The organism is Natronomonas amylolytica (genome assembly GCF_037031205.1).
In the GTDB taxonomy this organism is placed as follows: domain Archaea; phylum Halobacteriota; class Halobacteria; order Halobacteriales; family Haloarculaceae; genus Natronomonas; species Natronomonas amylolytica.
In genome coordinates this window covers 190209-215338 of sequence record NZ_JAYEZM010000001.1, presented here as the reverse complement: position 1 = coordinate 215338, position 25130 = coordinate 190209, and the positions used below count along the sequence as shown (strand labels likewise).

The window sequence follows — 25130 nt, the reverse complement described above, 5'->3', positions numbered from 1 at the left end:
GCCCTCCTTCGGGGTGGGTTCCTGATGTGCGGCATCACCGCCCGAATCGGCGACGACGACTCGCTCGAGGACCTGCTCGTCAGCCTCAAGAACCTCGAATACCGCGGGTACGATTCGGCCGGCATCGCGGTACAGAACGGTACCGGTATCGAGATCGACAAATGCGAGGGCGAGGTCTCGGAACTGCAGGCCGAACTCGCCACGAAGGACCACGACGGTCCCATCGGCATCGGTCACACGCGCTGGAGTACCCACGGCCCGCCGACCGACGCCAACGCCCACCCCCACACCGGCTGCAAGGGGCGGGTCGTCGCCGTCCACAACGGCATCATCGAGAACTACACCACGCTACGCGAGGGCCTGCAGGCCCGCGGCCACGAGTTCACGAGCGACACCGATACCGAGGTGATTCCGCACCTCGTCGAGGAGCGACTGGACGCCGGCTTCGAGGCGGAGGCGGCCTTCCGCGATGCCATCGCCGAACTCGACGGCAGCTACGCCATCGCGATGATAATCGACGGCGACCCGGCCGTGTACGCGACGCGAAACGGGTCTCCGCTCGTGGTGGGCGTCGGCGATGACGCCAACTACCTCGCCAGCGACGTGCCGGCCTTCCTGGAGTTCACCGACCGCGTCGTCTACCTCGAAGACGACGACGTCGCCGTCATCACGGCCGACGACTACCGGGTGACCGACACGAAGGGCGACGCGGTCTCCCGCCCGGTCGAGACCGTCGAGTGGGACTCCGAGGACGCCGAGAAAGGCGGGTACGACCACTACATGCTCAAGGAGATACACGAGCAACCGGTCGCGCTTCGACAGACCATCCACGGTCGCATCGAGGGCGAGGACGTCGTCCTCGAGGAGTTCCCGCCGGGAACGTTCACCGACATCGACCGCGTCCACTTCGTCGCCTGTGGAACGTCGTATCACGCGGGGATGTACGGCGAGTGGTTGCTCTCGAAGTGGGGTATCGACGCCAGCACGTTCATCGCCAGCGAGTACGCTGCCTATCCGGCCCCGGTCGACGAGGGGACCTTGGTCATCGGCGTCACCCAGAGTGGCGAGACCGCGGACACGCTGGAGGCGCTCGAGAGCGCCCGCAAGCGGGGCGCACGCACCCTCGCGTTGACGAACGTCATCGGCTCGACGGCCGCCCGTACCTGCGACGACGCCCTCTTTATCCGTGCCGGCCCCGAGATCGGCGTCGCCGCGACCAAGACGTTCTCCTCGCAGGTGGCGACGCTGGTCCTCCTCGGCGAGCGGCTCGTCCGCGATATGACTGCCGAACCGACCGACGAGTGCCGACAGCGACTGGACGCCCTCGAATCGCTTCCCGAGCACATCGAGACGGTAATCGAGGACTCCCGGGCCGCAGCCATCAGCGAACGGTGGCTCGGCGACGACGGCCACTTCTTCATCGGTCGGGGCAACGCCTATCCCGTTGCGCTGGAGGGCGCGCTGAAGTTCAAGGAGATAACCTACGAACACGCCGAGGGCTTCGCGGCCGGGGAGCTGAAACACGGCCCCCTCGCGCTCGTGACCGAGGAGACGCCGGTCTTCGCTATCGGCACGGGCCAGTACCCGAAGCGACTGGAGAGCAACGTTCGGGAGATACAGACCCGCGGAGCCCCCGTCATCGCCGTCGCGCCGCGCACGGCGACGGACCTCGCCGATACCGCCGACGAAGCCCTCTCGGTGCCCGCGACCCATCCGGACCTCGTGGCGATTCTGGCGAACGTCCAGCTCCAGCTCATCGCCTACCACGCCGCCGACGAGATGGAACGCTCCATCGACAAACCCCGCAACCTCGCCAAGAGCGTCACCGTCGAATAGCGTCGACGGTCGGCGTTCTCGCTTCGACTCGTAGTCGCCCATTATCGGGGTTGCGTTTCGTTAACTAACAACGAAGCTTTGAGCGAGGAGCCCCTTCGTATAGGAATGGCAGACGACAAACAGGGCCGAGAGGCGCAAGCCGACACGGCCGACAAGCGACAGCGCGAGCGGGCGATAGCCACGGAGCTCGAACGGCGCGACGAGCCGGAACCCCCCGTCGACCCGTCGGAACTCGCCTACTTCGAGACGGAACTCGAATCGGTGTCCTTCCCGGCGACGGGAGCCGATATCGTCGCGGCGGTCGGCGACCGGGAAATCGAGGCCGCCGACGGCCCCCACGAAATCGCGGAACTGCTGCCGGACACCGACGTCGAGACGTTCGATGCGCCCGAGGAGGTCCGCGTGCGCATCCAGCGGCCGACCGTCGCCAGCGCGATGAAACGAGTGGTCGAGGCGGCGGGAACCCTCCCGAACGTCGAGTTCGGGACCTCTCAGCGCGATGCCTACGAGCGAACGTTCCGGGAACTCGAAGCCATCGACGCCGATGACGACGACGAGGGAATCAGGGCGATTCGGGAGTGGGTCGTCGAGCGCATCCACGAGAAAGGGAAGCTTCCGGGCTCGCGAGCAGTGCGCCGCGAAGCGGCGTCGTTCTGCCGGGAGAACGGCTACGAGGTCCGCAACGACGAGTGGCTCGGTATCTAATTACGTATCGGCTTCTTTTCGGCGGCTAGTAGAAACCGGCGCCGTGTCCGTCAGCATTCTACATCGACTCGAACTCCGCAACGTGACGGCCCGGGGCCCCTCGCGTCGCTACTTCCCCTTCGAGAGGCGTTCGACACGGTCGATTCGCGCGAGGACGTTCGGCAGTTCGTCCAGCCGCCGAATCTCGTTGTCGGGGACGGCGGCTCGGTCGGTCGGTTCGACGTCGGCATACCGACCGCGCCGGAGGCGGACCGTGGTCATCCCGAGGTCGTTCGGGGCGTGGAAATCGCGCGGATCGTCTCCGACGTAGACTGCCGACTGCGGCGATGCCGATAGCTTCGAGAGGAGGTATTCGAACGCCTCGGGGTCCTGCTTCGAGTGCCCGATAGCTCCTGTGACCAGCGCCTCGTCGAAGTACTCGTGGATACCCAGCCGTCGCAGTTTGGTGTGGCCGCCCCGGGCATCCGTGATACAGCCGAGGCGGTACGTCCCGGCGAGTTCGGCCAGCACCGGCTCCGCGTCATCGTAGGGCTTCAGCGGCCCGATAGCGCCGTGATAGGCCTCCTCCATCTCGTCGACGAGTTCCGTGGCGAGACCGTGACGTTCGGCGAGGACGTCGAAGGTGTCGTCGGTGATTCCCTCCTCGAAGTAGATGTCGAACAGTTCGGCGTGGTACTGGCGCCCGGTGAGTGCTTCGAGGTAGTCGCCGACCTCGTCGAGGCCGGCCTGCGCGTATCGCAGGTAATCGTAGAGCGTATCGTCGAGGTCGAAACAGATCGCTTCGATGCTCATGGCTCGTTCGCCCGTGTCGACCGGCGGTCGCGTGACCCGCTTCGCTCGGGCAGTCGTGTGCCTCGCTCGACCATTTCGAGTCGGCCGAGGGGGCGATACCGGGTAGTAATGAATCGCCTACACCGGGTCGGTTGGGCGATAGAGCGAGCTTACCGCTGGTTGTGTGTTCGGCCGGGGACCGCGAGAGTCGCGACTCGCCGAGTGGCCCGGCGCGGCAGAAAGAACGGCCTGCTCGACGGTAGTCGGGGCTACGCCTCGGGCGTGTCGTCCTCGTCGCCGTTCGTTCGTAGCCAGTTGATATTGACGAGCGAATACGTCGAAAACGCGAGGATGGACGTCGCAACGGCGAGGTCGACGACCGGAAGCGCCGTCATCGGGCGGACCAGCAGCGCGGCGCCGAGCACGAGCGCACCCGCCAGCGACAGCGCAACCGAGTACCGGTGCCACGGCGGTTCTTCGGCCTCGTCGTCGACATCGAGGTACTTGTAAAGTCCCTCGGCGTTCTTCCCCAGTTCGATGATGCCGCGTGGCTTGTTGAACGCGATGACGTCGACGTCGTCCATCTTCGGGAGATGGCACTGGTAGAGCCCGACGTAGACGCGTTTGCGCTCGCTGGAGGTGATCTGACGGACCTCCTTGTCGTTTTCCCACGCGGCGATCTGTTCGGCCACCTCGCTCAGCGACACCGCGCCGTCGGCCTCGTAGAGGTACTCGAGGACGTTTCGGCGCCGCTGGTTTTTCAGTATCCCGAACGCTTGGTCGAGCGGCAACGCCTCGGGTGGCTGTTCGTCGGCCTCCGAAGTCTCCTCCGGAGCCGGTTCGGTATCGAGTTCTTCCTCGGCGATGTCCGCATCCAAAGCGCCGTCGCTCGAAGAAGCCCCACTCATTGTTTGTGCCATGTTTGAATCCCCACCTTGTGCTTCCCTACCAATGTGTCCCTCCTACTAATATTTATATTGCTCATAAACCGACCTGTTATGGAAGGCACAGGAACATTGGTCGAAATTCCTCCCCTTCGCTCGACGTACTCGTCGCCCACCGCTGGGAGCCGGCTGGCAGTCACGTACTGCCTTCCGACCTCCTCGTTCGTGTGGGATGTTTCGGCCGCGGATTCGGGCGTTGCTGTACTCGCTCTGTTCGTCGGGCTGGTACGGTCACGTCGCCCCCATCTGCCGGATCGTTTGTCCGTGTTCATCGTTGGTGTGTTCAAGGGCTTACACCGGCGTTACCCCCGTATGAGTCCCTTTCTCGGTGGTTCGCGTTTGCGGACGATACGGTAGCGTCGTAGCTTCTCGGTACGACTACCCTGACACCACCGACCCAGTTTGTTATAGATTACCTATCCCGGCTTAATCCGGTGTTTCTTTTATATAACGTCGGTATCGAGCGTCGCGAGAACCCCGTCGAACGAGGTTCCGGGGGCTGGCCGAAGGTATGTTCGTCGTACCTCCATTAACTACGCCGTAACAAAGCGTATACGGCCTGACAACCGGTGTATGAGAGCGTCAACTCCGGTAGTCGGGCTCGAACGAGAGGGTCCGCGGGCAAGGGAAAATGAGCTCTGACGCTGATACCACCGGTGGGATGTCGCCGGACCTCGTCTTCGAGATACTCAGCAACACGCGCCGGCGGATGTTGCTGTTCTACCTTCGGGAACACGGTGGGTCGGCGACCGTCAAGGAGCTCGCCGAACAGATCGCGGCACTGGAAAACGAGGTCGACGTCGACGACCTGCAGCGCCAGCAGCAAAAGCGCGTGTACGTCTCGCTGTACCAGACGCACGTCCCGAAACTGGAGGAGGCCGGCATCGTCGAGTACGACGACGCCTCGGGGGAGGTACGCCTTACCAACCGCGCCGGGGAGTTCGATACCTATCTGACGCCCACGACGGAACCGGAGTATCCGTGGCGCATCCACTACCTCGTTCTCGCGGCGCTCGGCGGCTGGTTGTTCGTGCTTTCCCTCACGGACATTCCTGTCGTCTCGGCGATTCCCACGACTGCCCTCGGGGTCGCCCTCGTCGTCGCCTTCGGGGTCTCGGCGGCCGTCCAGTACTGGCGGCACAGACAGCGACAGCGCGAGATTCCGGCCGAACTACTGGACCACGAGGAGTGACCCTAGCGGCACTCGTCGAGCCGGCAGACGCTTCCGGGGTCCGCGACGATGAACTCCTCGCTTTCGAGGTGGTCGTCATTGCCCGGGAGAATCATGTAGCTCCCGCCCTTCTTCTCCTCGATTTTAATGACCGTCAGCGGCTGGAGTTCGTAATCGAGGTCGGTGTTGGGGTCGGGTTCGGCGGCGGCGTCCTCCCACGCCTCGCTGAGAGAGCGGGTCACAGTATCGGCGCCCCGTTTTGCCCCTGGTAAAGACCTATTACCGGCATCGAATCCGAGGTAATCGTTAACTTACATCGCATCACGGGGCCGGGGTTGTCGGGTGCAACCCCCGCTCCGATGGATTTCCGGACTGCGTCCGTATGCATAGTGGGTAAGTGCTTCCTACCGCAGATAACGGTTCTGGCAGGGTACTTACCGGATAGTTACGTCCACCTGTCGTTTGGGTGTGGTTCGCTCTTTCGATACCACCGACGAATAGTCCGGGACAAACGGAGGGAAGAGGCAGATGGCCGAGGCGGCTCGACGTGGTCGCTACCGATGCGGTTACGAGGTTCTGACCGTCACTTCGCCGTCGGCCGTTACTGTGACGCGATAATCGTCGACGGGGAACGTGACGTGTCCCTGATGTGGGCTCCCGTTCGCGGGGCCGAACAACTCGTCGAGTGCGTCGAGGTCGACGTGATCGAAAACGACGGTGTCGCTGTTCTCGACGTCGTACCCCGGGACCGAGTCTAGCGCCTCCAGTACGCGCGTACTTAGTTTCTGGTCCGCTTGGCTATCCGAGCGATAGACGACCGAACCGTCCGTTTCGGTCCGGCCATCGCCCTCCCCAGCGTGTGACATTGCTGCAATATTGGTGCATCCCTCATAAAACTCTGCTGAAATCGGAAGCCCTCAGACGGTTCCTTTTTCCCACCGCTGAGCCTTGTGACAGCAACGTGGGGCACAAAGCGGAACGAGCGCTCGAACCGAATCGTCCGTTTCGTGGCTATGTATTTGGATACTCGCCCCCGTCGAAGAGTCGCTTGCCTCTAATCGTCGTTCACACCGGTAGACAGCCTCTGGTATTGTATGTTTTTACCAATCACGAACACGTGAATTTACCAATGTTATCACGAGCCCCATCGGATGGCTCGTCTTCGCGTGCGAGATGAGAATCTCGACTGTTCTGCCTGCCGACCCGCCAAAGGAGCTATTTAAACGTACATCTCGTCGGTATGCGGCTCCTTCTCCGAAGGACGCTCCGTTCAGGGGGGGTCTCGGGTGCGTTTCGTTCCGTCGCCGCGTCCGCTGGCGTTTCGGTGTTCCTACTCGATTTATGGGATTTGAACGGACGAAATGGCTATACAAGCAGGGGTGAGAATAACGGTATCGACAGTCGGAACTTGTCGACTACGAAACCGCAGGCGTCCGGAGGTACCACGCAGCCACCTGAGTATGTTTACACACCAAACCGTCTTCAATCGAAACCACACCTGGGGAACAGATGAGCGCTGACTGGGACGAGGTTAGCTACGTCATCAGCTCGTCATATCGAGTCAAAGTACTGGAGCGGCTCGCGGAATCGCCCGCGACCCCCTCGCGAATCGCCGAGGAGACCGACTGTCCGATCGCACACATCTCCCGCGCGCTGCGGGGGCTGCGGGAGCGCGACCTCGTCGACCTGCTCGTTTCCGAGGAGCAACAGAAGGGCCGAGTGTACGGCATTACCGAGCAGGGCGAAACGATTTGGGGGACCATCGAAGCACAGAACCTCGTGTAGCGCCGCCCCCCGCCTGCTATTCGTCTTCGTCTGGCAGCAGTTGTTCGGGGTCGCGCTTGTATTTCGGCGTCGACGCGAACTCGGCGATGCGGTCCAAATCTCGCTCTGACAGGAACTCCGTCATGTACCGAATACGTGCGCTACGGGAGGATAGTAATGGACTACCTACGGTAAGCTTGGAATACGGTTCAGCCACGCCTTACGTTCGGCCCCAGTCGTTTTATTTTGCCACTCACAGGACATCTACTGCCAAAACCCGGGTCGGGCGAGCGGCGACCCCACGCTGTTGGTCGCTCGGTCCCGTCCGCAAGCGAGGCGAAACGCCGCATGAACCGGAATGATGAGGCTCCGTGAGTCGTCCTCGTCGGCGGTGCGCTGAACCGTATCCCTGCTTCCCAAACACAGCGCCCTGTAAACGGCGTTTTCGAAGGTTATCGGGCCAGTAACACCTCTATTACAATGCGTGCGTGGCCCAATCGTTCGCCCGGAGGTCGGAGTCGGGGCCGACCGACTTGATCTCCGGAACCCCCACCCCTATCCCACCGCCTCGGGCGACTCGCATGGGCTCGCCTCGGGGTGCCCTTTTTCGACCCGTTCCCGCCACCAAGGCTACATACTAGGGGGGAGAAGCCCTCGGCCGTACGATGACGTTCGAACTAACGAGCCCCGCTTTCGGGGACGGCGAGCCGATTCCCGAGCCGTACGGCTACACGAACCGCAACGAGAACCCGGCACTGGAGGTCGACGGCGTGCCGGCCGAGACGGAATCGCTCGCGCTCATCGTCGACGACCCCGACGCCCGCGAACCGGCGGGCAAGATCTGGGACCACTGGGTGGTCTGGAACATCAGCCCGGAGACCCGGACGATACCGGCGGACTGGGACCCCGCCATCGCGGGGGCGACCGAAGGGAAGAACGACTTCGGCGAACACGGCTACGGCGGCCCGAACCCCCCGGACCGGGAGCACACCTACCGGTTCGAACTCTACGCGCTGGATACCGAACTCGACGTTCCGGAACCGGCCGACGCCGACGCCCTCCGAGCGGCGATGGAGGGCCACGTCCTCGAAAAGACGACGCTTCACGGCACCTACACGCCGTAGGCGCCACGAACGCGACCGTCCGCTAGTCGACCAGCGGCACGTCGACGCTGAGGTTCTCGAACAGCACGCTCCCGGGCGTCCGGGCCGACCCGTGAGCGAAGGACATGTCCGAGACGGCCGACAGCGTCAGATAGAGGGTCTCGCCCTCGGCAACGTCGACGGCGACCCCCGGCAACTCGACCGACCGACTGTGGCGGACGACCGGTTCCGGTTCCCGAAGCGGCAGCATGTTGTTCTGGACGACCCGTGCCGTCGCGGGCGATTCCCCGACCGACAGCCCGAAGAAGATCCGCTGGTCGACGCCGGCGGTGGTCACCTCGGTAGTCAGCTCGGGAATCCCACCGACCGTCAGCGGTCCCTCGGCCAGTTCCAGATGGACGGGCGTGCCCGCGCCGGTCGGCGTGGCGGCGACGCCGCCCTCGGGTTCCTCGGCGGCCTCGGTAGCCGCCGTGACCGTCTCGGGGTCGTACTCGCCGGGGAACCCTTCGCCGGTCGCGACGGTGTGTTCCCCGAGGCCGGCCGTCCAGCCGATATCGAGGTTCCCGGCGCCGTCGTTCGAAACGCCGAGGTCGATGCCGCTGGCCAGCGTCGTCCGGTCGTCGAGGGAATCGAGTCGGAGACAGCGCCCGCCGTCGGCGGTCGTCAGCGAGTAGGGCGCGCCGACGATATCGCGGGCGTCGCCCTCGCCGTCGCGGACCGCCTCGAAGAACTGCAGGCGGGTCTCGGCGAACCCTCCGTCGACCGAGCAGGCCCCCTCGTGGGTGCCGAGTTCCGCACCGAAGGGCGTGCCCGGCGGATACGCGTTCGGCAGGGCGTGGCCGCCGTTGTAGCCGATGACGGCGCTTTGCTCGCGGGCCTCATTGGAGAGCGCACGCTCGAAGTTCCGCCACGCCTGATTCAGATTGAACAGGTTGTCGGTGAGGCCCTGTCCGAAGAGGACGGGCACGTCGAGTTCGACCTCGTCGACGAAGCCGCTCGGGCCGTTTTCGGAGAACCGCCCGTCGAGGTCGGGGATTCCGGGGGTCTCGCCGCTCGGCCACTGCCCGGTCGATATCCCGTAGGCGAAGCCGCGGTGGATGAACTCGGGGACGTTGGGCGCGCCGAGCGCGTAGAGGGCAGCGGCCCACGCCGACCGGACGACCCGACTCGGCGCGAGGGACTCGCTGAGGTCGAACCACGTTATCTCCGGCGCCAGCGCATCGAAGCGTGTGTAGCCCCTCCGTGCGGTCTCGGTGAACGCGCCGACCAGTTGGTAGGCGCCGCCGTAACTGCCGCCGATGGCGAAGACCATCGGGTCGCTGGCCCGGCCGGTGGGTCGGGGGCCGGCGCTGCCGCGACTGCGGGCGACCCACTCGAGTCCCTCGACGTAATCCAGCACCTCGATGACGTCCCGGCCCTCCAGGGTCGGGTTCTGGACGTGAGCCTGTCCACCGGACTCGCCATGGCCTCGCTGGTCGAAACTCAGAACTCCGAACCCACGGGCCAGTTCGGCGCTGAAGGCACCCTCGCTGCTCGTTCGGGAGCCGCCCCAGCCGTGGGAGTGGAGGATAATCGGCACCGGCGCGTCGGCGCTGGCGCCCGCTGGTTTATAAACGGTCATCGCGAGTTCGGTGCCGTCGTGGCTCTCGATGGTGACGTTCTCCCGGGCGTGGTCGACGGCGCCGGTGCCGACGCTTCCGAGCACGAGACTACCGGCGGTCGCCGACGACAGCGCGAGCAGTCGGCGACGGCTCAGATTCGGCCCGTCGGTCATCGCGACTCACCCGGCGTCGGCGTGTGCGTGGTAGGTGCCATCACACCCGACGGTCGGCGGCAAGCGGGTTAGCCCTTCTACCGTCTATCCTCGCGTTTTTATGTATCACCGCGTCCGGTGTCCCGCAGTCGCGCCGACCGCTCCGACTCGGGGCGGACCGACGGACGACTTTTCCCGTCGCCGGACGGAGTCAGTGTATGCGGAACGCGAAAATCGTCTGTACGCTCGGTCCCGCCTCGGCCGACCGAGACACCGTCCGGAAACTGGCCGACGCCGGGATGGCCGTCGCTCGACTCAACGCCAGCCACGGGACGACCGAGGGACGCGCCGAGACCATCGAGCGGGTCCGCGAGGTCGACGCGGCGACCGACGACTCCCTCGGCGTCATGGTCGACCTGCAGGGCCCGGAGGTCAGGACCGCCGAAACCGACGACGCGGTCGAACTCCGCGCGGGCCGAGAAATCCGCTTCACCGAGGGCGACGTGCTTTCGGACGAGACGGTCGGCCTCTCGGATTCGATAGCCGCCGTCGAACCGGGCGATACCGTCCTGCTGGACGACGGCCGCATCGAGACGACCGTCGAACGGGTCGAGGGCGACGACGTCATCGCCGTCGTCGACTCCGGAGGCCGACTCGGCGGCCGAAAGGGCGTTACCATCCGCGGTGTCGACCTCGGGTTGGACCTCGTCGGCGAGGCCGACGAACGCGAAATCCGGATGGCCGCCGACCACGAGGCGGATTTCGTCGCCGCCTCATTCGTCCGCGACGGCGACGACGTCTACGAAATCGCCGACGCGCTCGACGCGGCGGGCGGCGGCGGCACTCCCGTCGTCGCCAAGATAGAGCGGGCCGTCGCCGTCGAGAACCTCGACGGCATCGTCGCGGCGGCCGACGGCGTCATGGTCGCCCGCGGCGACCTCGGCGTCGAATGCCCGCTGGAGGACGTCCCCCTCATCCAGAAGCGCATCATCAATCGGTGTATGGCCGCCGGCGTGCCGGTCATCACCGCGACGGAGATGCTGGATTCGATGGTCCACGCCAAGCGGCCGACCCGCGCCGAGGCTTCCGACGTGGCCAACGCCGTCCTCGACGGCACGGACGCCGTGATGCTCTCCGGGGAGACGGCCATCGGCGACAACCCCGTCGCGGCCGCGGAGACGATGGCCCGCATCATCCGGCGCATCGAGGAAAGCGACGAGTACGCCGAAACGCGCGACCGGCGCGTCCCGGCGGCCGACGACTCCCGGACCGACGCCCTCGCCCGCTCGGCACGATACCTCGCCCGCGACGTCGACGCCAGCGCCATCGTCGCCGTCTCCGAGTCGGGCTATACGGCCCGGAAGGTAGCCAAGTTCCGGCCCACGGTTCCGGTCGTCGCCACGACGCCCGACGACCGGGTTCGCCGCCAGCTAACCGTCTCGTGGGGCATCGACGCCCACGTCGCGACCTACGAGCCGGATATCGAGGACGTCCTCGATACGGCCGTCGACGTGGCGCTGGCCTCGGGCCTCGCCGAGAGCGGCGACACCATCGTCGTCCTCTCGGGCATGTTGACCGACCTGCCGGGGACGGACACGACCAACACGCTGAAGGTCCACGTCGTCGCCGAGACCATCGCCCGCGGGACCTCCGCCGTCGCCGGACAGGTCGCCGGCCCCCTCGTCCGGCCGACTGGCGGCGACCTCTCGGCCCTCCCGGAGGGGTCCATCCTCGCGTTGCCCGAGGGGTTCGACGCGGAGTTCGAGGGCGACCTCACCGGCGTCGGCGGCATCATCACCGCCGCGACCGAACTGACCGGCTATCAGGCCATCATCGCCCGCGAACTCGGCGTGCCGATGGTCGCGGACGCGACGCTTCCGGCCGATATCCCCGACGGCACGGTCGTCACCATCGACGCCGACCGCGGGGTCGTCTACGAGGGCGACGTGACGCGGCACGATACCGACCGTTGAGAGCTACTGCTTGCTCCCCTCGACGATTGCGTAACCTTTCGCCCCGACGTACCCGACCGCGACGAACGAGCCGAGGAGCGCGACGACCGGGAGGACCCACCGGGGAATCGCGGACCCGGCCGCACCGAGTGCTATGCCGACCAGACAGACGACCACCACGCCGACGGCGACGGCACGGTTCGTGAATCGTTGTTGCTGTTCCTGAGACATCGACGCCCCACCCCTGGGTCGTTATCGAACCTCGGGAAACGACGAGCACAAGGGTTCTGCCGGGAGCAGCCGGCGCTTTAAACCCCTCCGTGGAAGACGACCCGTGGGGCTTCGATTCGGACCTCGAAATTCGGGGCCACGAGCCGTTCCGGCGGGTCGTAGCCGTTCTCGGCTCCCGAAACCGCGTCTAGTCGGTCACGGACCTCCGGCGGCACCTGCGCCCACTGGAGTTCCTCGCCGGGGACGCCGCCCTTGAAGAGGGTGACGTGGGGGTGGGTCGGCCCCCAGCGTCGACGGCCGCCGCGGGCCGAAAGCAGGTCCGCCAGCGGCGAGGCGACGGCTTCCATCGGGTACGGTACGTCGAGGGTGACGACCATCGGGTTCCGCGTCGACGGCCAGACGTGATAGCCCTCAATGGCCCCTTCCCACGGGCCGACGGCGTCGGCGAATCGCTCGGCCTCGGACGCGAAGGTCGCCGCCCGGTCGGCCGGCAGGTGAAAGCCGAAGACGCTGAGATGCGGCTCGTCCTCCCGGCGGTACGGTTCGGGCGCGCCGAGCCAGCCGTAGAGGTGGTCTCGGAGGGTTTCGACCCGGTGAGATTCGGCGAGTCGGCAGGTGACCCACCCGGTGACCGACTCCATACACGCGGCGGAGGGAACAGAGACTCAAAAGGGCGCCGTCGGCGGGCGGGAGTGCCTACTCGTCGGTCGCCGCGGCGTCCTTCTCGTGGTCGTGGAGGAACTTCATCCGCGAGCGGAGGTCGATTCCCCGTTCGTCGTATCGGTAGACTCGATACCGATAGACGGGATACCCCAGCACCAGCCACGCCAAGATTCCGGCGCCGACGTAGGGGTGTTCGGTCATGAGCAGCATCCAGAAGACCGTCGGGACGGCGACGCCACCTGCGGCGGCGAAATACAGCAGCGGTCGCGGCAGCCGATAGAACGAGTGCTCGTATCGCTGAGGGAATACCTTCGGCAGCCGGTAGGCCGAGATGGCGAGGAAGACGATACTCAAAAGTAGCGCCAACGAGAGGACGATGGACATCACGACCGGGTCCAGCACGCTCTCGGGGCCCGTCAGCGGAACCAGAAACACCGGCGGCACGCCGATGAGCAGGATGGCGCGGTTCGGGCTGTCGAACCGGTCGTGAACGCTCGCCAGCGAGGTCGGGAATATCTCGTCGCGGGCCGCCCGCATGACCAGCCGCGAGAAGTTGACGTAGATGGTGTTGATGGTCGTCAGCGCGCCGACGATGGCCGCCAGCGCGACGACTGCGGCGCCCCACCACGGCAGGAACTCCAGCGCGACGACCGAGATACCGGCCTCGGAGCCGGCCCACTCGGTCCACTCCAGCGCCCCGACGGCGACGACGACGGCGCCGACCATCAGCGAGACGCCGATGACCGTACTCAACGCGATGACACGCGGGATGTTCTTGATGGGGTCCTCGATTTCCTCGCCGATGTTCAACGCCAACCCGAAGCCGTACATTCCGATGAAAAGCGAGATGACCGCGACGATGAACGGGCCGTACCCCTCCGGGAACATGGGCGTGTAGTTCGCCGTGTCGATAGTCGCCGCACCGGGGACGATGAACAGCAACATGCCGAAGATGATGACCGCGACGAGGGCGAACTGAATCCCCGTGACGAACCGGATGCCGAGGAGGTTCAAAAACAGGAACGGGACGATGCCGACCAGAATCCAGAACTCGATGGACAGTGCCGGAACCGTCAGCGCGGCAACGCCGAGCGGCACCTCCAGCGGCAGGAAGAACCGGACGTATTCCGCGAAGCCGTAGCCGGTGTAGACGATGCCGAGCCAGACGGCCGGAATCGACACCCACGGGAGGACGAATCCCCAGAAGGGACTGATGAGTCGCGATGCGTAGACGTAGCCGCCGCCGGCGGCCGGCATCGCCCCGCCGAGCTGGAGCATCAGCAGTATCGAGAAGACGGTCGGAACCGCCGTCACCGCGGCCGCCAGCGCGATGGAGGGCCCCGCCCCGTCGGCCAGCAGATGCGCCGGCAGCAGGAACATCGTAATCGCGACGGCGTTGCCGACCGTCAGCGCCGTCGCCCCGAGCAAGCCGACCTTCTGGTCGATTATCTTGAACTCTGCCTGTGCCATGTGGGTACGGATAGCACGGTCTGTAATTATTGTTCGGCCTTCCTCTGACGGCCGCGGTTTCACTTTCACCGGGGCAGGATGGCTTCTTATACCATGACGAGGGAGCCTTCGACCCCATGCCGCCCCGGTACCGACGCGCGGAGTGGTTGTACGAGCAGTACCACGAGCAGGGACGGACCCAACAGGAGATGGCAGACGCCTGCAACGTATCCCCACGAACGATTCGCGAATGGATGACCCGACACGATATCGAGACGCGCGACGTCGAAGGCGAGAACCACCCGCTGTACGGCAAAGAGCGGGACGAAAGCGTCAAGCAGCGGATTTCCGAGACGATGGAGGGGCAGAAGACGCCGGAAGAGACACGCCGGAAGATGTCACAAGCACACGCAGGACGTGAACTTCCGGAGTCGACCAAAGAGCGCATCGCTGAAGCTCTAGAGGGACGCAAAAAACCCGCAGAGACCCGTCGCCGAATGAGTGAATCCCGAACGGGGAAGGACAATCCGAACTGGGAAGGTGGCCACAGTCGGAGCTACGGTCCCGGATGGATTGCAGCGCGGGAGGACGTTCGCCAACGGGACGGGGGTTGCCAGAACTGTGGCGTAAACGAGACCGAGAGACCGCTCGAAGTCCATCACATCATTCCCGTTCGCGAGTTCCAGAACGCCGACTCAGTTCCTCTCGAAGAAGCACATGACATGCGAAATCTCGTTCTCCTTTGTCGGGATTGTCACCTCGAAGTTCATCACGGTACGCTATCGTTCACCACGGAAATATCGCACCCGGCGGACCGATAGTGCCGGTCGAGAAAGACAGTTTTATAACTCCTCCAATCTGAGAAACTGATGTCGCTCGCTTGGTGTAGCCCGGCCAATCATGAGGGCCTTTCGAGCCTTCGACAGGGGTTCAAATCCCCTAGCGAGCATTCTTAGGCCGTCTCAATTTCCGTAGTTCCCCGTCCGAACAGCCGCCTCTTGAGTTCCACTGACTTCGTCTCGGCCTCAATCAAGCGACCAAGACCGTCTCGCCCGCCCGGACACGCTGGTTCGATGCGACGCGAACGTCACCGATGTCGTATTCTGGAGCCAACAGGACGTCGACGCGCGACCCGAAGGAGATGTGGCCGATGCGGTCGCCGCGGTCGAGTTCGTCGTCAGACTCGACGTAGGGGTGGATGCGGCGGGCGACGGCGCCGGCGATGAGCGTGAGTTCGTACTCGCCGCAGTCGATGGTGACGCGCTCGTTGCGGTCGGATTCCTTGGTGAACGCCGGCAGGTGCTTGCCGGGGGTGTGGTCGACCGACTCGACGGTCGCCGGTGCGGGCGCGCGGTTGACGTGGACGTCGGTGACGTTCATGAACACGCCGACGCGAACCCGGTCGCCCTCCTCGCGGATGACGGAGACGCGACCGTCGGCGGGGGCGACGATGCCGGTCGGCGGCGGCGAGCGCGGCGGGTCGCGGTGGAACCACAGCGCGCCGAGGCCGGCGGCGAGGCAGGCGAGGCCGGCCGGCGGGGCGAGGACGACGAGCGGGATGGCCAGCGCCAGCGGATATTTGGCGTACTGCCACGCGCCGGGCGCGAGGTCGGGGAGCGTCGGGAGCACGGAGCAACGATGACGCGCCGCTGTCAAGGCGGTTTCGCTGTCTTCCGCCCTCGTGTTAGCATACGTTCTATCTCCCTTTATCTCCTCTGAGCGCCTCTCTACTGTTGAAACACGATGAGACAAACGACCCCCTTCGACGAGATGGACCGCCTGTTCGAGAGTATGCGCCGCTCCATGCTGGGCGGCGGTTGGATGGCCGACGAGACGAACCTCCGACTGGAGGCGACCGACGGGATGTACCTCGTCCACGCCGACCTGCCGGGGTTCGAGACGGACGAACTCGACATCCGGTTCGACGACGGCGTCCTGACTATCGACGCCGTCCACGAGGTCGAGGACGACGACGGGTCGCGCTCCCGGCACGTCCACGAATCCGTCCGCGTCGGGGCCGACGTCGACGTGGAGGAAATCGACGCCGACTACCGCAACGGCGTCCTCGAAGTTCGTCTGCCGGTCGACGCCGACCACGACGGCGGCCACCGCATCGACGTGAACTGACCGGACGGCATGGCCCCTAAACGGCGCTCGTATTTTTCCAATCGTTAACCAGTTTGTGGAAGTTTTCGTGTGTTGTATGGCGAAAACGGTTTCATTCAGAACAGAATCGGCCGTTATCGGCTAATTAGCCGTCCCGAAGCGCCTGCATTAATATGGGTGGCAGAAGACCGACCAGACAGCAAGTCATGCGTAGCAATAACGCGGCCTGGTTACAGGCAGAGGCGGAGTACGAGGACGAGGTAATCGGGGAGAACACGATTCCGCGACTCTTCGAGGAGAGCGCCTCCCGCCACGCGAGCCGGGAGGCCCAGTGGTATAAAGGCGGTATCTACGAGCGCTCGATGGCCGGCGACGTGATTCCCGCGGCGCCGGCCGGCCAGTACGCGGCGCTTACCTACGCCGAGATGCAGGACATCGTCCGGAACCTCGCGGCCGGCTTCCGTGACCTCGGCGTCGAGGCCGACACCCGCGTCGGCATCTTCGCCAACACCCGGATGGAGTGGGCGCAATCCGACTTCGGCATCCTCACCGCGGGCGGCGTCGTGACGACCGTCTACACCGAATCCTCGCCCGACCAGGTCCAGTACCTGCTCGACGACCCGGGCGCCGAGGGCGTCGTCGTCGAGAACGAGGAACTGCTGGAGCGCGTCCTCGCAGTCGAGGACGACCTCAATCTCGCGTTCGTCGTCGTCCTCGACGAGTTCGACGGCTACGAGGACCGCGACGATATCCTCTCGCTGGCGGAGCTGTATCACCGCGGCGAGGAGGCCTTCGACCTCGACGAGTACGAATCGTGGCTCGCCGACCGGGACCTCGACGACCTCGCCTCTCTCATCTACACCTCGGGGACGACGGGCAAGCCGAAGGGCGTCCAGCTCACGCACGGCAACTTCCGGTCGAACATCAACGGCATCCGCAAGCGGTTCGGTCCCCGCCCCGACAAGGACCCCGAACTGGACACGATCGACGAGACTTCGCGGTCGCTTTCCTTCCTGCCGCTCGCGCACGTCTTCGAGCGCATCTCCGGTCACTTCCTGATGTTCGGTTCCGGCGCGACCGTCGCCTACGCCGAATCGACCGACACCGTCGCCGACGACATCCAACTCGTCCAGCCGACGACCGCGGCCTCGGTGCCCCGCGTCTACGAGCGCATCTACGACAGCCTCCGCGACGAGGCGCCGGAAGCCGTCTTCGAGCGCGCGGTCCCCGTCGCCCGCCAGTGGGCGACCACCGAGAACCCGGGTATCGGCCTCAAACTCAAATACAAGATATTCGACAAACTCGTCTACTCCAACGTCCGCGAGAAGATGGGCGGCAACATCGAGTTCTTCGTCAGCGGCGGCGGGTCGCTCTCGAAGCGCCTCGCCCAACTCTTCGACGGGATGGGCATCCCCATCCTCGAGGGGTACGGGCTGACCGAAACCTCACCCGTCGTCTCGGTGAATCCCTCCGAGGACGCCCGTGCCGGCACGCTCGGTCCGCCGCTTTCGAACGTCGACGTTCGCGTCGACGAGACGGTCGTCACCGAGGACCGCCGCGAGGCGGCCGACGGCGAACTCGGCGAACTCCACGTCAAGGGGCCGAACGTCACCCAGGGCTACTGGGAGCGCCCCGGCGCGACCGAGGAGGCCTTCACCGAGGACGGGTGGTTCCGGACCGGCGACCTCATCGAGGTGAGCGACGACGGATACCTCACCTATCACGACCGCCTCAAGCAACTCATCGTGCTCGATACGGGCAAGAACATCGCCCCCCAGCCAATCGAAGACGAGTTCGCCACCTCCGAGCGCATCGAGCAGGCGATGGTCATCGGCGACAACCAGAAGTTCATCGCCGCGCTGTTGGTCCCCAACTTCGAGCACCTCGAACGGTGGGCCGACAAGGAGGGCATCGACCTGCCCGACGACCCCGAAGCCATCTGCGAACACGACCGCGTGATCGAGTACATCGACGAGGAGGTCGAGGCGGTCAACGAGACCCTCGCGAAATCGGAGAGGATCAAGGAGTTCCGTCTCGTTCCCATGGAGTGGACGGCCGACAACGACCTGCTGACGCCGTCGATGAAGATCAAGCGCCGGAACGTCAAAGGGGAGTTCGAACCGCAAGTCCGAGACATCTACGGCGAGGACTACAACGCCTGATACGGATTCTTGTAACGATTTGCCGGTCATCGGCAGTGGGCGGTCGGCGAAGACCGGTAAACGACTACAAGAACCCGTATAACGTCCGAACGGCCGTTCTGGCGATAAACCGACCATCTCACCGACACCTTTTATATCTCGCTTGCCACAATACCCACTATACGATGGCGCACAGCCACGTCGCATCCACGGTCCGTCCCGCTCGCCGACCAGTCTCGGCCGCGGCGTGCTGTCGTTGCTGCTGATTTCTCGGTTCCGGCGTTGCTACCAGTAACGCCGGGTTCGCCTCGCTCGCTTTCAGACCGCTATCGACCCCCACCGACAATGATATTCGACCGACTCAGAGAAGACGTCCGCACCGCCCTTGCAAAGGACCCGGCAGCCACCAGCGCTATCACCGTCGCGCTCCTGTATCCCGGCCTGCACGCCGTCTGGGGCTACCGCATCGCCCACGCCCTCTGGGAGCGCGGCTTCGAGTTCCCCGCCCGCGCGCTCTCGCAGTTCGTTCGCCTGCTCACCGGCGTCGAGATTCATCCAGCCGCGGATATCGGCCGCCGACTGTTCATCGACCACGGCGCCGCCGTCGTCGTCGGTGAGACGGCCGACATCGGCGACGACGTGCTGATGTATCACGGCGTCACGCTGGGTGGCGATTCGATGCGCCGGGAGAAACGCCACCCGACGCTGGAGGACGGCGCCACCGTCGGCGCGAACTCGACGCTCATCGGCGACATCGTCGTCGGCGAGAACGCCACCGTCGGCGCCGGCAGCGTCGTCGTCGAGGACGTTCCGGCCGACACGACCGTCGCCGGGTCGCCGGCCGAACCCGTCGATGGCACCGGCAGCGCCCGTGTCAGTTCCGAGGACGCCGACGCCCTCGAGTGCGAGTGAGCTTTCAGGTTCGAGCCCATCCTGCCTACCGTGACCTCGCCGTACGAAACACTCCGAGAGGATAGCTATCTCGGCCCCCTCGTCGACCAGCACGGACGGCTCGACCTCGACCCGGCCGACGACATGTTCGAGCGGCTGGTCGTCTCCATCCTCCGCCAGCAGGTGTCGATGGCATCGGCAGCGGCGACCCGCGAACGCCTTTTCGAGGCCGTCGAGGTGACGCCCGAGGGCATCCTTGCCGCTGACCCCGGGACGCTCCGAGACGCCGGCCTTTCCCGACAGAAGACTGGCTACGTGCGCAACGTCGCCGAGGCGTTCCGTGACGAATTCAGCAAGGACTACTTCGAGGAACTGGACGACGAGGCGGTCGTCGACGAACTGACGGAAATAAAGGGCGTCGGCGAGTGGACGGCGCGCATGCAGTTGCTCTTCTCGCTGGGCCGCCCCGACGTCTTCCCGGTCGGCGACCTCGGCATCCGGAAGGGAATGCGGACTCTCTACGGCGAGGACCTGAACCGTGCGGAGATGGTCGAGGAGGCCGAGCGGTGGGCGCCGTACCGGAGCTATGCGAGTCTCTATCTGTGGCGCGTCGAGGAGGACATCGCCGATTCGGTCGCGGAAGTCGTCGGTGAGTGACCGCCGGCCGATTGCCGGAAACGACTTGAAGCCGCCGGGCGCGTTCCCGGTATGGTCGATGCAAGCCTCGTTATCGCGCTTCTGGCACTACTGACTGGGTTCATCACCGGCGCCGTCTTCTCCTTTGCCGGCGTGCCCATCCCGGCCCCGCCCTCCATCGCGGGCGTGCTCGGTATCGTCGGCATCTATCTGGGATACAAAGTGGTCGAATACCTCGATGTCGGCTACGACCTGCTCGAGGCCATCGGAATCTAGAGAGCGGAAGACCGATACGGGATGATGTTATACCGAGTTGTATGACCGACGAATTCGGCGTGTATCTGGTGACCGACGAGGACCTGTCGGCAGGTCGTTCGACGGTCGAGACCGTCGAGGCCGCCATCCGCGGCGGCGTCGATATCGTCCAGTTGCGCGAGAAATCCGCCAGCGCGAACGAACGCTACGAACTCGGCCGTGAACTCCGAGAGCTGACCCGTGAGGCCGGCGTGCCGCTCATCGTCAACGACCGCGTGGACCTCGCGGCCGCCCTCGACGCCGACGGCGTCCATCTCGGGGACGACGACCTGCCCGTCTCGGTCGCCCGCGAGCAGTTGGGCGAGGCGGCCATCATCGGCCGCTCGGTGTCGACGCCCGAGGCCGCTCGGCGGGCCGAGGACGCCGGCGCCGATTACCTCGGTGTGGGTGCGGTCTTCGCGACGGATTCGAAGGACGACGTGCCACCCGAGGAGATGGGTATCGGTCTCGACCGGATTCGCGCGGTCCGGGCGGCGACGGACCTGCCCTTCGTCGGCATCGGCGGGGTCACATCCGACAACGCCGCTGACGTCGTCGAGGCGGGCGCCGACGGCGTCGCCGTCATCTCGGCGATTACGGGCGCTGAGGACCCCGAAGCCGCGACGCGCGAACTCGCCGAGGCGGTCCGCGGCCGGGAGGTGTCGGTCGATGACTGAACCCTCTGTCGACCCTTCGGCGGCACTGGCGGCCGTCGAGCAGGCCGGCCCGCTGGTCAACTCCGTGACGAACAGCGTGACGGTCAACGACGTGGCCAACGTCACGCTCCATTGGGGTGGCCTGCCGGTCATGTCCGACGACGAGCGGGAGGTGGGCGAGATGGTCTCGACCGCAGGGGCCTGCCTGCTCAATATGGGCACCGTCGACGAGGCGGGCGAGGGGGCGATGCTGACGGCGGGTGCGGCCGCAAACGAGAGCGGGATTCCGCTCGTCGTGGACCCGGTCGGCGTCGGCGCGACCTCGGTCCGAACGGCCGTCGCCGAGCGACTCGTCACCGACCTCGACGTGACGGTTCTGAAGGGCAACTACGCCGAGATTACGGCTCTCGTCGGCGAGGACGCCGACGTCAGGGGCGTCGAATCGGTCGGCGAATACAGCGACATCGCCGAAACCGCCGTCACCTGTGCCCGCGAACACGACACCGTCGTGGTCGCCTCCGGCGAGACGGACGTCGTCGCCACCGACGAGGCGGCCTACGAGGTATCGGTCGGTCATCCCCTGATGGGACAGGTCGTCGGAACCGGGTGTATGCTCGGCGTCACCCTCGCCACCTTCGGCGGTGGCCTCGGCGTCGACCGGCCGCTCGAAACCGCCCTTGCGGGAACGGCCTGCTTCGGCCTCGCCGGCGAACGGGCCGCAGAGGAAGGCGAGTACAACGGCCCCGCGAGCTACAAGACTGCCTTCCTCGATACGGTCGCGAACATGGGCGCGGCGAACGCGCCCGTCGCCGACGAGCGAATCGAGCAGGTGCTTTCGGCGGAGTGACGGCTGTTCGGATTTAAATAACGAGTAGCATCCGCCGAGCGGGGCGTTCGAAAAACGCTCCCGAGGCGGTTTGCTGAAAAGAGCGCGAAGCGCTCTTTTCGCATGACGAAAGACGCCTTTGGCGTCTTTCGAACCACCCCGGACAAGGGCGCCGAAGGCGCCCGCAGTCCGGTAGCGAGAGCCGACTAACGCGGCGCGAAGCGCCGCGGCTGGAGGCTCTCGCGCATATTTTCCCCACGTTTTTGCCGGACCGGCGAAGCCGGTCCGTGCAAAAAGTGGCTAGAACGCGTCAGCCGTCACGTCGATGTCGGCGTGGAGGCTCTCTTTCAGCGAGTCGTGGACGTGGCAAATGTCCTTGCCGAGATCCAGGACGTCCTCTACCTCGTCGTCGCTGAGGTCGGCCTCGATCTGCATGTGGAAGCGGATCGCGGTGAGGTCGTCATCGTCGTTGATGTCGGCTTCGGCTTCGGTTTCGACCTTGCCGAGGTCGATGTCGAGTTCGTTCGAGGCGCCGGCGCGGCAGGCGAAGGTAAAGCAGGAGGCGTAGTCGGCGACGAGGACCTGATTGGGGCTCGGGCCCTCCTGTTCGGTCGCGTCGATGCTGAGTTCGAAGTCGCCGGCACGGCTCAGGGCGTGATACTTCTCTTCGTTGACGGTAGTGGTGTTTATGTCGGCCATGACACTCGAACGGTTGGACGGCACGCATAAAAAGGTAGGTCGCTTGGGGTCGGGCGGTCGTCAACCGTCGAGGGTGAACGTCTCGTCGCCGTCGAGGATGACGGCTTCGGCCCCGGCCCCGGTCGCTTTCAGTTCGCGCTCGAAGTCGCTGGTGTCGAGTTCGATGGGCGGGAAGGTGTCGTAATGCATCGGTGCAGCGTAGTCGACGCCGAGCCAGTCGGCGGCGATGGCCGCCTGTGCGGGACCCATCGTGAAGTGGTCGCCGGCCGGCAGCGCGGCGAAGTCGGGTTCGAGGAACGGCGCGATGACGTCGCGCATCTCCGTCAGGAGACTGGTGTCGCCCGCGTGGTAGAAGGCGGTGTTGTCGGCGTCGGACTCCTGTGTCGGCTTCTTCTCGCTAATCACGAAGCCGCCGGGGACGCCCGCGGAGGCGCCGTAGTCCGTCTCGATGCCGTTGGTGTGGGCGGCCTGAGTCATGGTCACCCATGCGTCGCCGCACTCGACGGTGCCGCCGATGTTCATCCCCATCCCCCCGACGGCGTCGTAGTCGCCGAAGTTGTCCTCGACGTACCCGACCAGTTCCGGCACCGCCACGAGGCCGGCGCCCTCGTAGCGGTCGACGTCGCCGATGTGGTCGGCGTGGCCGTGGGTCAGCAGGACGTAGTCGGGGTCCAGTTCCTCGGGGTCGGTGTCCGTCTTCGGGTTGTCGAAGAACGGGTCGATGAGCAGGTCGGTGTCTTCGAGGCTTACGTGCCACGTCGAATGACCGTACCAGGTAAGGTCCATAGCAGGTAGGACTACTCACGAAACCCTAATAAGCGTGGGTGGGTATCGACAGAGAGTAACTGACACGATACGGTCGAGTCGAGGGAGTTAGGGCCGTCGCGGTGTTCGGGCCAGTATGGACGTTCGGTGCGTCGAAACCGACGAGGAGTTGGCGGACGCCCTCGCGGTCCGCCGCGAGGTGTTCATCGAGGAGCAGGGCGTTCCGGAGGACCTCGAAATCGACGGCAACGACGAGGAAGCCATCGGGTTCGTCGCCTACGACGGCGACGAACCGGTCGGTGCTGCCCGCCTTCGGGCATACGACGACTCGACGGCGAAAGTCGAGCGGGTGGCGGTCGTCGAGCGTGAACGCGGGACCGGCCTCGGCCGTGAGATTATGGCCGTCGTCGAGGATACCGCGCGGTCGGAGGGCTACGAGAGAGTTATCCTGCACGCCCAAGCGCCCGTCATCGGGTTCTACGAGCGACTCGGCTACGAGATAACGAGCGAGGAGTTCGAGGAAGCGGGTATCCCCCATCGGGAGATGCGGAAACCGCTCTGAGGCTGGCTATCGTCCGTGACGGAGAGGATTTAAATATAGGTGCTCGCGGTCTATCCTGGTCCAGACCGAATCGAAACCGGCGTCCTCGGCGGCCGTGGCGTGGTCCAGCAGCGTCGTCGGCGCGTGATGTTCGTGGGCGGCAAAGAGTCCGGTGCGCATACGACCCCGGTCTCGGCCGGAGGACAAAAGGCTGGGGCGAGGCCCGTTTCGTGAACGCTTAAGCGGCGGCCCTCCAACGCGGGCGTATGCGACGAGTACGATTCCGCGATTCCCACAGTGACGTTCGCCACGGAGCCCTGGAAGACGAGAAGATTCGTGCGTTCCCGACCAACGGCGAGCGCGTGACCGCCGACGAGGAGTACGTCGACCCCAGCGAGGTCGATGTCCTCCCCCCGACCGACCCCTCGAAGATAGTCTGTGTCGGTCTGAACTACGCCGACCACGCCGCAGAGCAGGGCAAGGATATTCCCGACCGGCCCCTGCTCTTCCTGAAGCCGCCGAACACCGTCGCCAGCCACGAGCAGACCGTCGAACTGCCGGCAGGCAAGGAACGCCTCGATTACGAGGCCGAACTCGGCGTCGTCATCGGCGAGCGGTGTCGCGACGTCTCCGAAGACGACGCCAGCGACGTCATCGCCGGCTTCACCTGCGTCAACGACCTCTCGAACCGCGACGACCAGTCGGTCGAGACCAACTGGGTCCGCGGGAAGGCCTTCGACGATGCGGCGCCAATCGGGCCGGTCGTCGCCTCCCCGGACGAGGTGCCGATGGACGCCTCGGTGCAGTGTCGGGTCAACGGCGAGGTTCGGCAGGACTCCTCCCGAGAGCAGTTCATCTTCAGCGTCCCCGAACTGGTCGCCGAAATAACGAGCTACATCACGCTGGAACCCGGCGACGTGATTTCGACCGGGACCCCGGAGGGCGTCGGCCCGCTCTCGGACGGCGATACCGTCGAGATAGAGGTCGAGGGCGTCGGCACCCTGCGGAACGAAGTCCGCATTCCCTGATGTACTACTGGTTCCGGCCCTCGGTGCATTTCTGCGAGGCGCTGGACGCCGAGCGGACGCTCTGTGGGGCCGAAATCACCGGCCTGTCGCCGACGATTCGGCCGCTTCCCGACGACGCCGACCCCGAAGACCTGTTCGCCGACCGCGAGGCCACCGTCTGTGGGAACTGTCTACGAATCATGACTGACGCGGCGTGACGGCTCGA

Annotated in this window: 28 protein-coding genes, 1 tRNA gene and 1 pseudogene; 18 read left to right on the top strand and 12 right to left on the bottom strand. The window is 65.3% G+C overall.

Annotated elements, in window-relative coordinates; genetic code table 11:
* Positions 1 to 24 precede the first annotated feature (24 nt).
* Together glmS and U5914_RS01215 are read left to right on the top strand one after the other, a co-directional pair.
* Positions 25 to 1836 carry a glutamine--fructose-6-phosphate transaminase (isomerizing) gene (glmS, locus tag U5914_RS01220; protein ID WP_336134063.1) on the top strand — a complete coding sequence of 604 codons (1812 nt, stop codon included), beginning with the start codon at positions 25 to 27 and terminating at the stop codon, positions 1834 to 1836.
* A gap of 105 nt (positions 1837 to 1941) precedes the next feature.
* Positions 1942 to 2541 carry a DUF5789 family protein gene (locus tag U5914_RS01215; protein ID WP_336133569.1) on the top strand — a complete coding sequence of 200 codons (600 nt, stop codon included), beginning with the start codon at positions 1942 to 1944 and terminating at the stop codon, positions 2539 to 2541.
* Positions 2542 to 2649: 108 nt separating this feature from the next.
* On the opposite strand, the gene U5914_RS01210 is transcribed toward U5914_RS01215, so the two are convergent.
* Positions 2650 to 3333: an HAD family hydrolase gene (locus U5914_RS01210; RefSeq protein WP_336133568.1), complete on the bottom strand. Its 684-nt coding sequence runs from the start codon at positions 3331 to 3333 to the stop codon at positions 2650 to 2652.
* Between the two features lie 248 nt (positions 3334 to 3581).
* Entirely contained in the window at positions 3582 to 4232 is a 651-nt protein-coding gene (locus tag U5914_RS01205) for a DUF7344 domain-containing protein (protein ID WP_336133566.1), read from the bottom strand.
* Between the two features lie 655 nt (positions 4233 to 4887).
* On the opposite strand from U5914_RS01205, the gene U5914_RS01200 reads away from it, so the two are divergent.
* Complete coding sequence (locus tag U5914_RS01200) at positions 4888 to 5448, top strand: DUF7344 domain-containing protein (RefSeq protein WP_336133565.1); 561 nt, start codon at positions 4888 to 4890, stop codon at positions 5446 to 5448.
* 2 nt (positions 5449 to 5450) lie between these two features.
* On the opposite strand, the gene U5914_RS01195 is transcribed toward U5914_RS01200, so the two are convergent.
* A complete protein-coding gene (locus U5914_RS01195) occupies positions 5451 to 5669 on the bottom strand; it encodes a hypothetical protein (protein WP_336133564.1) in 219 nt (72 codons plus the stop codon).
* Between the two features lie 324 nt (positions 5670 to 5993).
* The gene (locus U5914_RS01190; RefSeq protein ID WP_336133562.1) at positions 5994 to 6293 is read right to left on the bottom strand and encodes a HalOD1 output domain-containing protein; all 300 of its coding nucleotides are present in this window, start codon (positions 6291 to 6293) and stop codon (positions 5994 to 5996) included.
* Positions 6294 to 6936: 643 nt separating this feature from the next.
* Here U5914_RS01190 and U5914_RS01185 point away from each other — a divergent pair.
* Together U5914_RS01185 and U5914_RS01180 are read left to right on the top strand one after the other, a co-directional pair.
* Entirely contained in the window at positions 6937 to 7212 is a 276-nt protein-coding gene (locus U5914_RS01185) for a winged helix-turn-helix domain-containing protein (RefSeq protein ID WP_336133560.1), read from the top strand.
* 644 nt (positions 7213 to 7856) lie between these two features.
* The gene (locus U5914_RS01180) at positions 7857 to 8315 is read left to right on the top strand and encodes a YbhB/YbcL family Raf kinase inhibitor-like protein (protein ID WP_336133558.1); all 459 of its coding nucleotides are present in this window, start codon (positions 7857 to 7859) and stop codon (positions 8313 to 8315) included.
* Positions 8316 to 8337: 22 nt separating this feature from the next.
* On the opposite strand, the gene U5914_RS01175 is transcribed toward U5914_RS01180, so the two are convergent.
* The gene (locus U5914_RS01175) at positions 8338 to 10068 is read right to left on the bottom strand and encodes an alpha/beta hydrolase family protein (protein ID WP_336133557.1); all 1731 of its coding nucleotides are present in this window, start codon (positions 10066 to 10068) and stop codon (positions 8338 to 8340) included.
* 197 nt (positions 10069 to 10265) lie between these two features.
* Between U5914_RS01175 and pyk the strand changes: the two genes are divergently transcribed.
* Positions 10266 to 12020: a pyruvate kinase gene (gene pyk, locus U5914_RS01170; protein ID WP_336133556.1), complete on the top strand. Its 1755-nt coding sequence runs from the start codon at positions 10266 to 10268 to the stop codon at positions 12018 to 12020.
* A gap of 3 nt (positions 12021 to 12023) precedes the next feature.
* On the opposite strand, the gene U5914_RS01165 is transcribed toward pyk, so the two are convergent.
* From U5914_RS01165 to U5914_RS01155, 3 genes are all read right to left on the bottom strand, one after another.
* The gene (locus U5914_RS01165) at positions 12024 to 12230 is read right to left on the bottom strand and encodes a hypothetical protein (RefSeq protein WP_336133555.1); all 207 of its coding nucleotides are present in this window, start codon (positions 12228 to 12230) and stop codon (positions 12024 to 12026) included.
* 77 nt (positions 12231 to 12307) lie between these two features.
* On the bottom strand, positions 12308 to 12871 hold the full coding sequence (locus tag U5914_RS01160) for a 2'-5' RNA ligase family protein (protein ID WP_336133554.1): 564 nt from the start codon (positions 12869 to 12871) through the stop codon (positions 12308 to 12310).
* A gap of 55 nt (positions 12872 to 12926) precedes the next feature.
* Positions 12927 to 14363, bottom strand: coding sequence for an APC family permease (locus tag U5914_RS01155; RefSeq protein WP_336133553.1), 1437 nt, complete (start codon positions 14361 to 14363; stop codon positions 12927 to 12929).
* Between the two features lie 116 nt (positions 14364 to 14479).
* Between U5914_RS01155 and U5914_RS01150 the strand changes: the two genes are divergently transcribed.
* Complete coding sequence (locus U5914_RS01150) at positions 14480 to 15163, top strand: NUMOD3 domain-containing DNA-binding protein (RefSeq protein ID WP_336133552.1); 684 nt, start codon at positions 14480 to 14482, stop codon at positions 15161 to 15163.
* A gap of 53 nt (positions 15164 to 15216) precedes the next feature.
* Positions 15217 to 15291, top strand: a tRNA-Glu gene (locus tag U5914_RS01145).
* An 80-nt stretch (positions 15292 to 15371) separates the two neighbouring features.
* Here U5914_RS01145 and U5914_RS01140 read toward each other — a convergent pair.
* Positions 15372 to 15971, bottom strand: a complete 600-nt coding sequence (locus tag U5914_RS01140; protein ID WP_336133551.1) for a protein sorting system archaetidylserine decarboxylase — start codon at positions 15969 to 15971, stop codon at positions 15372 to 15374.
* A gap of 114 nt (positions 15972 to 16085) precedes the next feature.
* Here U5914_RS01140 and U5914_RS01135 point away from each other — a divergent pair, with 114 nt between their 5' ends.
* The 7 genes and pseudogenes from U5914_RS01135 (at position 16086) to thiM (ending at position 21913) form a co-directional block, all read left to right on the top strand.
* Complete coding sequence (locus U5914_RS01135; RefSeq protein WP_336133550.1) at positions 16086 to 16469, top strand: Hsp20/alpha crystallin family protein; 384 nt, start codon at positions 16086 to 16088, stop codon at positions 16467 to 16469.
* A 185-nt stretch (positions 16470 to 16654) separates the two neighbouring features.
* Positions 16655 to 18610 carry an AMP-dependent synthetase/ligase gene (locus tag U5914_RS01130; protein WP_336133549.1) on the top strand — a complete coding sequence of 652 codons (1956 nt, stop codon included), beginning with the start codon at positions 16655 to 16657 and terminating at the stop codon, positions 18608 to 18610.
* 327 nt (positions 18611 to 18937) lie between these two features.
* Complete coding sequence (cysE, locus tag U5914_RS01125; protein ID WP_336134061.1) at positions 18938 to 19501, top strand: serine O-acetyltransferase; 564 nt, start codon at positions 18938 to 18940, stop codon at positions 19499 to 19501.
* A 30-nt stretch (positions 19502 to 19531) separates the two neighbouring features.
* Positions 19532 to 20137: a DNA-3-methyladenine glycosylase family protein gene (locus tag U5914_RS01120; RefSeq protein WP_336133548.1), complete on the top strand. Its 606-nt coding sequence runs from the start codon at positions 19532 to 19534 to the stop codon at positions 20135 to 20137.
* A gap of 51 nt (positions 20138 to 20188) precedes the next feature.
* The gene (locus U5914_RS01115) at positions 20189 to 20392 is read left to right on the top strand and encodes a XapX domain-containing protein (RefSeq protein ID WP_336133547.1); all 204 of its coding nucleotides are present in this window, start codon (positions 20189 to 20191) and stop codon (positions 20390 to 20392) included.
* Positions 20393 to 20433: 41 nt separating this feature from the next.
* Positions 20434 to 21079, top strand: a pseudogene (gene thiE / locus U5914_RS01110) (thiamine phosphate synthase); the annotation flags it as partial.
* The gene (thiM, locus tag U5914_RS01105; RefSeq protein WP_336133544.1) at positions 21080 to 21913 is read left to right on the top strand and encodes a hydroxyethylthiazole kinase; all 834 of its coding nucleotides are present in this window, start codon (positions 21080 to 21082) and stop codon (positions 21911 to 21913) included.
* A 279-nt stretch (positions 21914 to 22192) separates the two neighbouring features.
* Here the strand turns inward: thiM and U5914_RS01100 are convergent, their stop codons facing one another.
* Positions 22193 to 22591: an OsmC family protein gene (locus tag U5914_RS01100; protein WP_336133542.1), complete on the bottom strand. Its 399-nt coding sequence runs from the start codon at positions 22589 to 22591 to the stop codon at positions 22193 to 22195.
* 60 nt (positions 22592 to 22651) lie between these two features.
* The gene (locus U5914_RS01095; protein ID WP_336133540.1) at positions 22652 to 23377 is read right to left on the bottom strand and encodes a metal-dependent hydrolase; all 726 of its coding nucleotides are present in this window, start codon (positions 23375 to 23377) and stop codon (positions 22652 to 22654) included.
* A 115-nt stretch (positions 23378 to 23492) separates the two neighbouring features.
* On the opposite strand from U5914_RS01095, the gene U5914_RS01090 reads away from it, so the two are divergent.
* Positions 23493 to 23918, top strand: coding sequence for a GNAT family N-acetyltransferase (locus tag U5914_RS01090; protein WP_336133538.1), 426 nt, complete (start codon positions 23493 to 23495; stop codon positions 23916 to 23918).
* A gap of 6 nt (positions 23919 to 23924) precedes the next feature.
* On the opposite strand, the gene U5914_RS01085 is transcribed toward U5914_RS01090, so the two are convergent.
* Positions 23925 to 24077 carry a hypothetical protein gene (locus U5914_RS01085; protein WP_336133536.1) on the bottom strand — a complete coding sequence of 51 codons (153 nt, stop codon included), beginning with the start codon at positions 24075 to 24077 and terminating at the stop codon, positions 23925 to 23927.
* Between the two features lie 86 nt (positions 24078 to 24163).
* Between U5914_RS01085 and U5914_RS01080 the strand changes: the two genes are divergently transcribed.
* Positions 24164 to 24925 (top strand): fumarylacetoacetate hydrolase family protein, encoded by a 762-nt coding sequence (locus U5914_RS01080; RefSeq protein ID WP_336133535.1) that lies wholly within the window; start codon positions 24164 to 24166, stop codon positions 24923 to 24925.
* A complete protein-coding gene (locus U5914_RS01075) occupies positions 24925 to 25122 on the top strand; it encodes a hypothetical protein (protein ID WP_336133534.1) in 198 nt (65 codons plus the stop codon). The genes U5914_RS01080 and U5914_RS01075 overlap by 1 nt, the downstream gene beginning before the upstream one ends.
* Positions 25123 to 25130 lie beyond the last annotated feature (8 nt).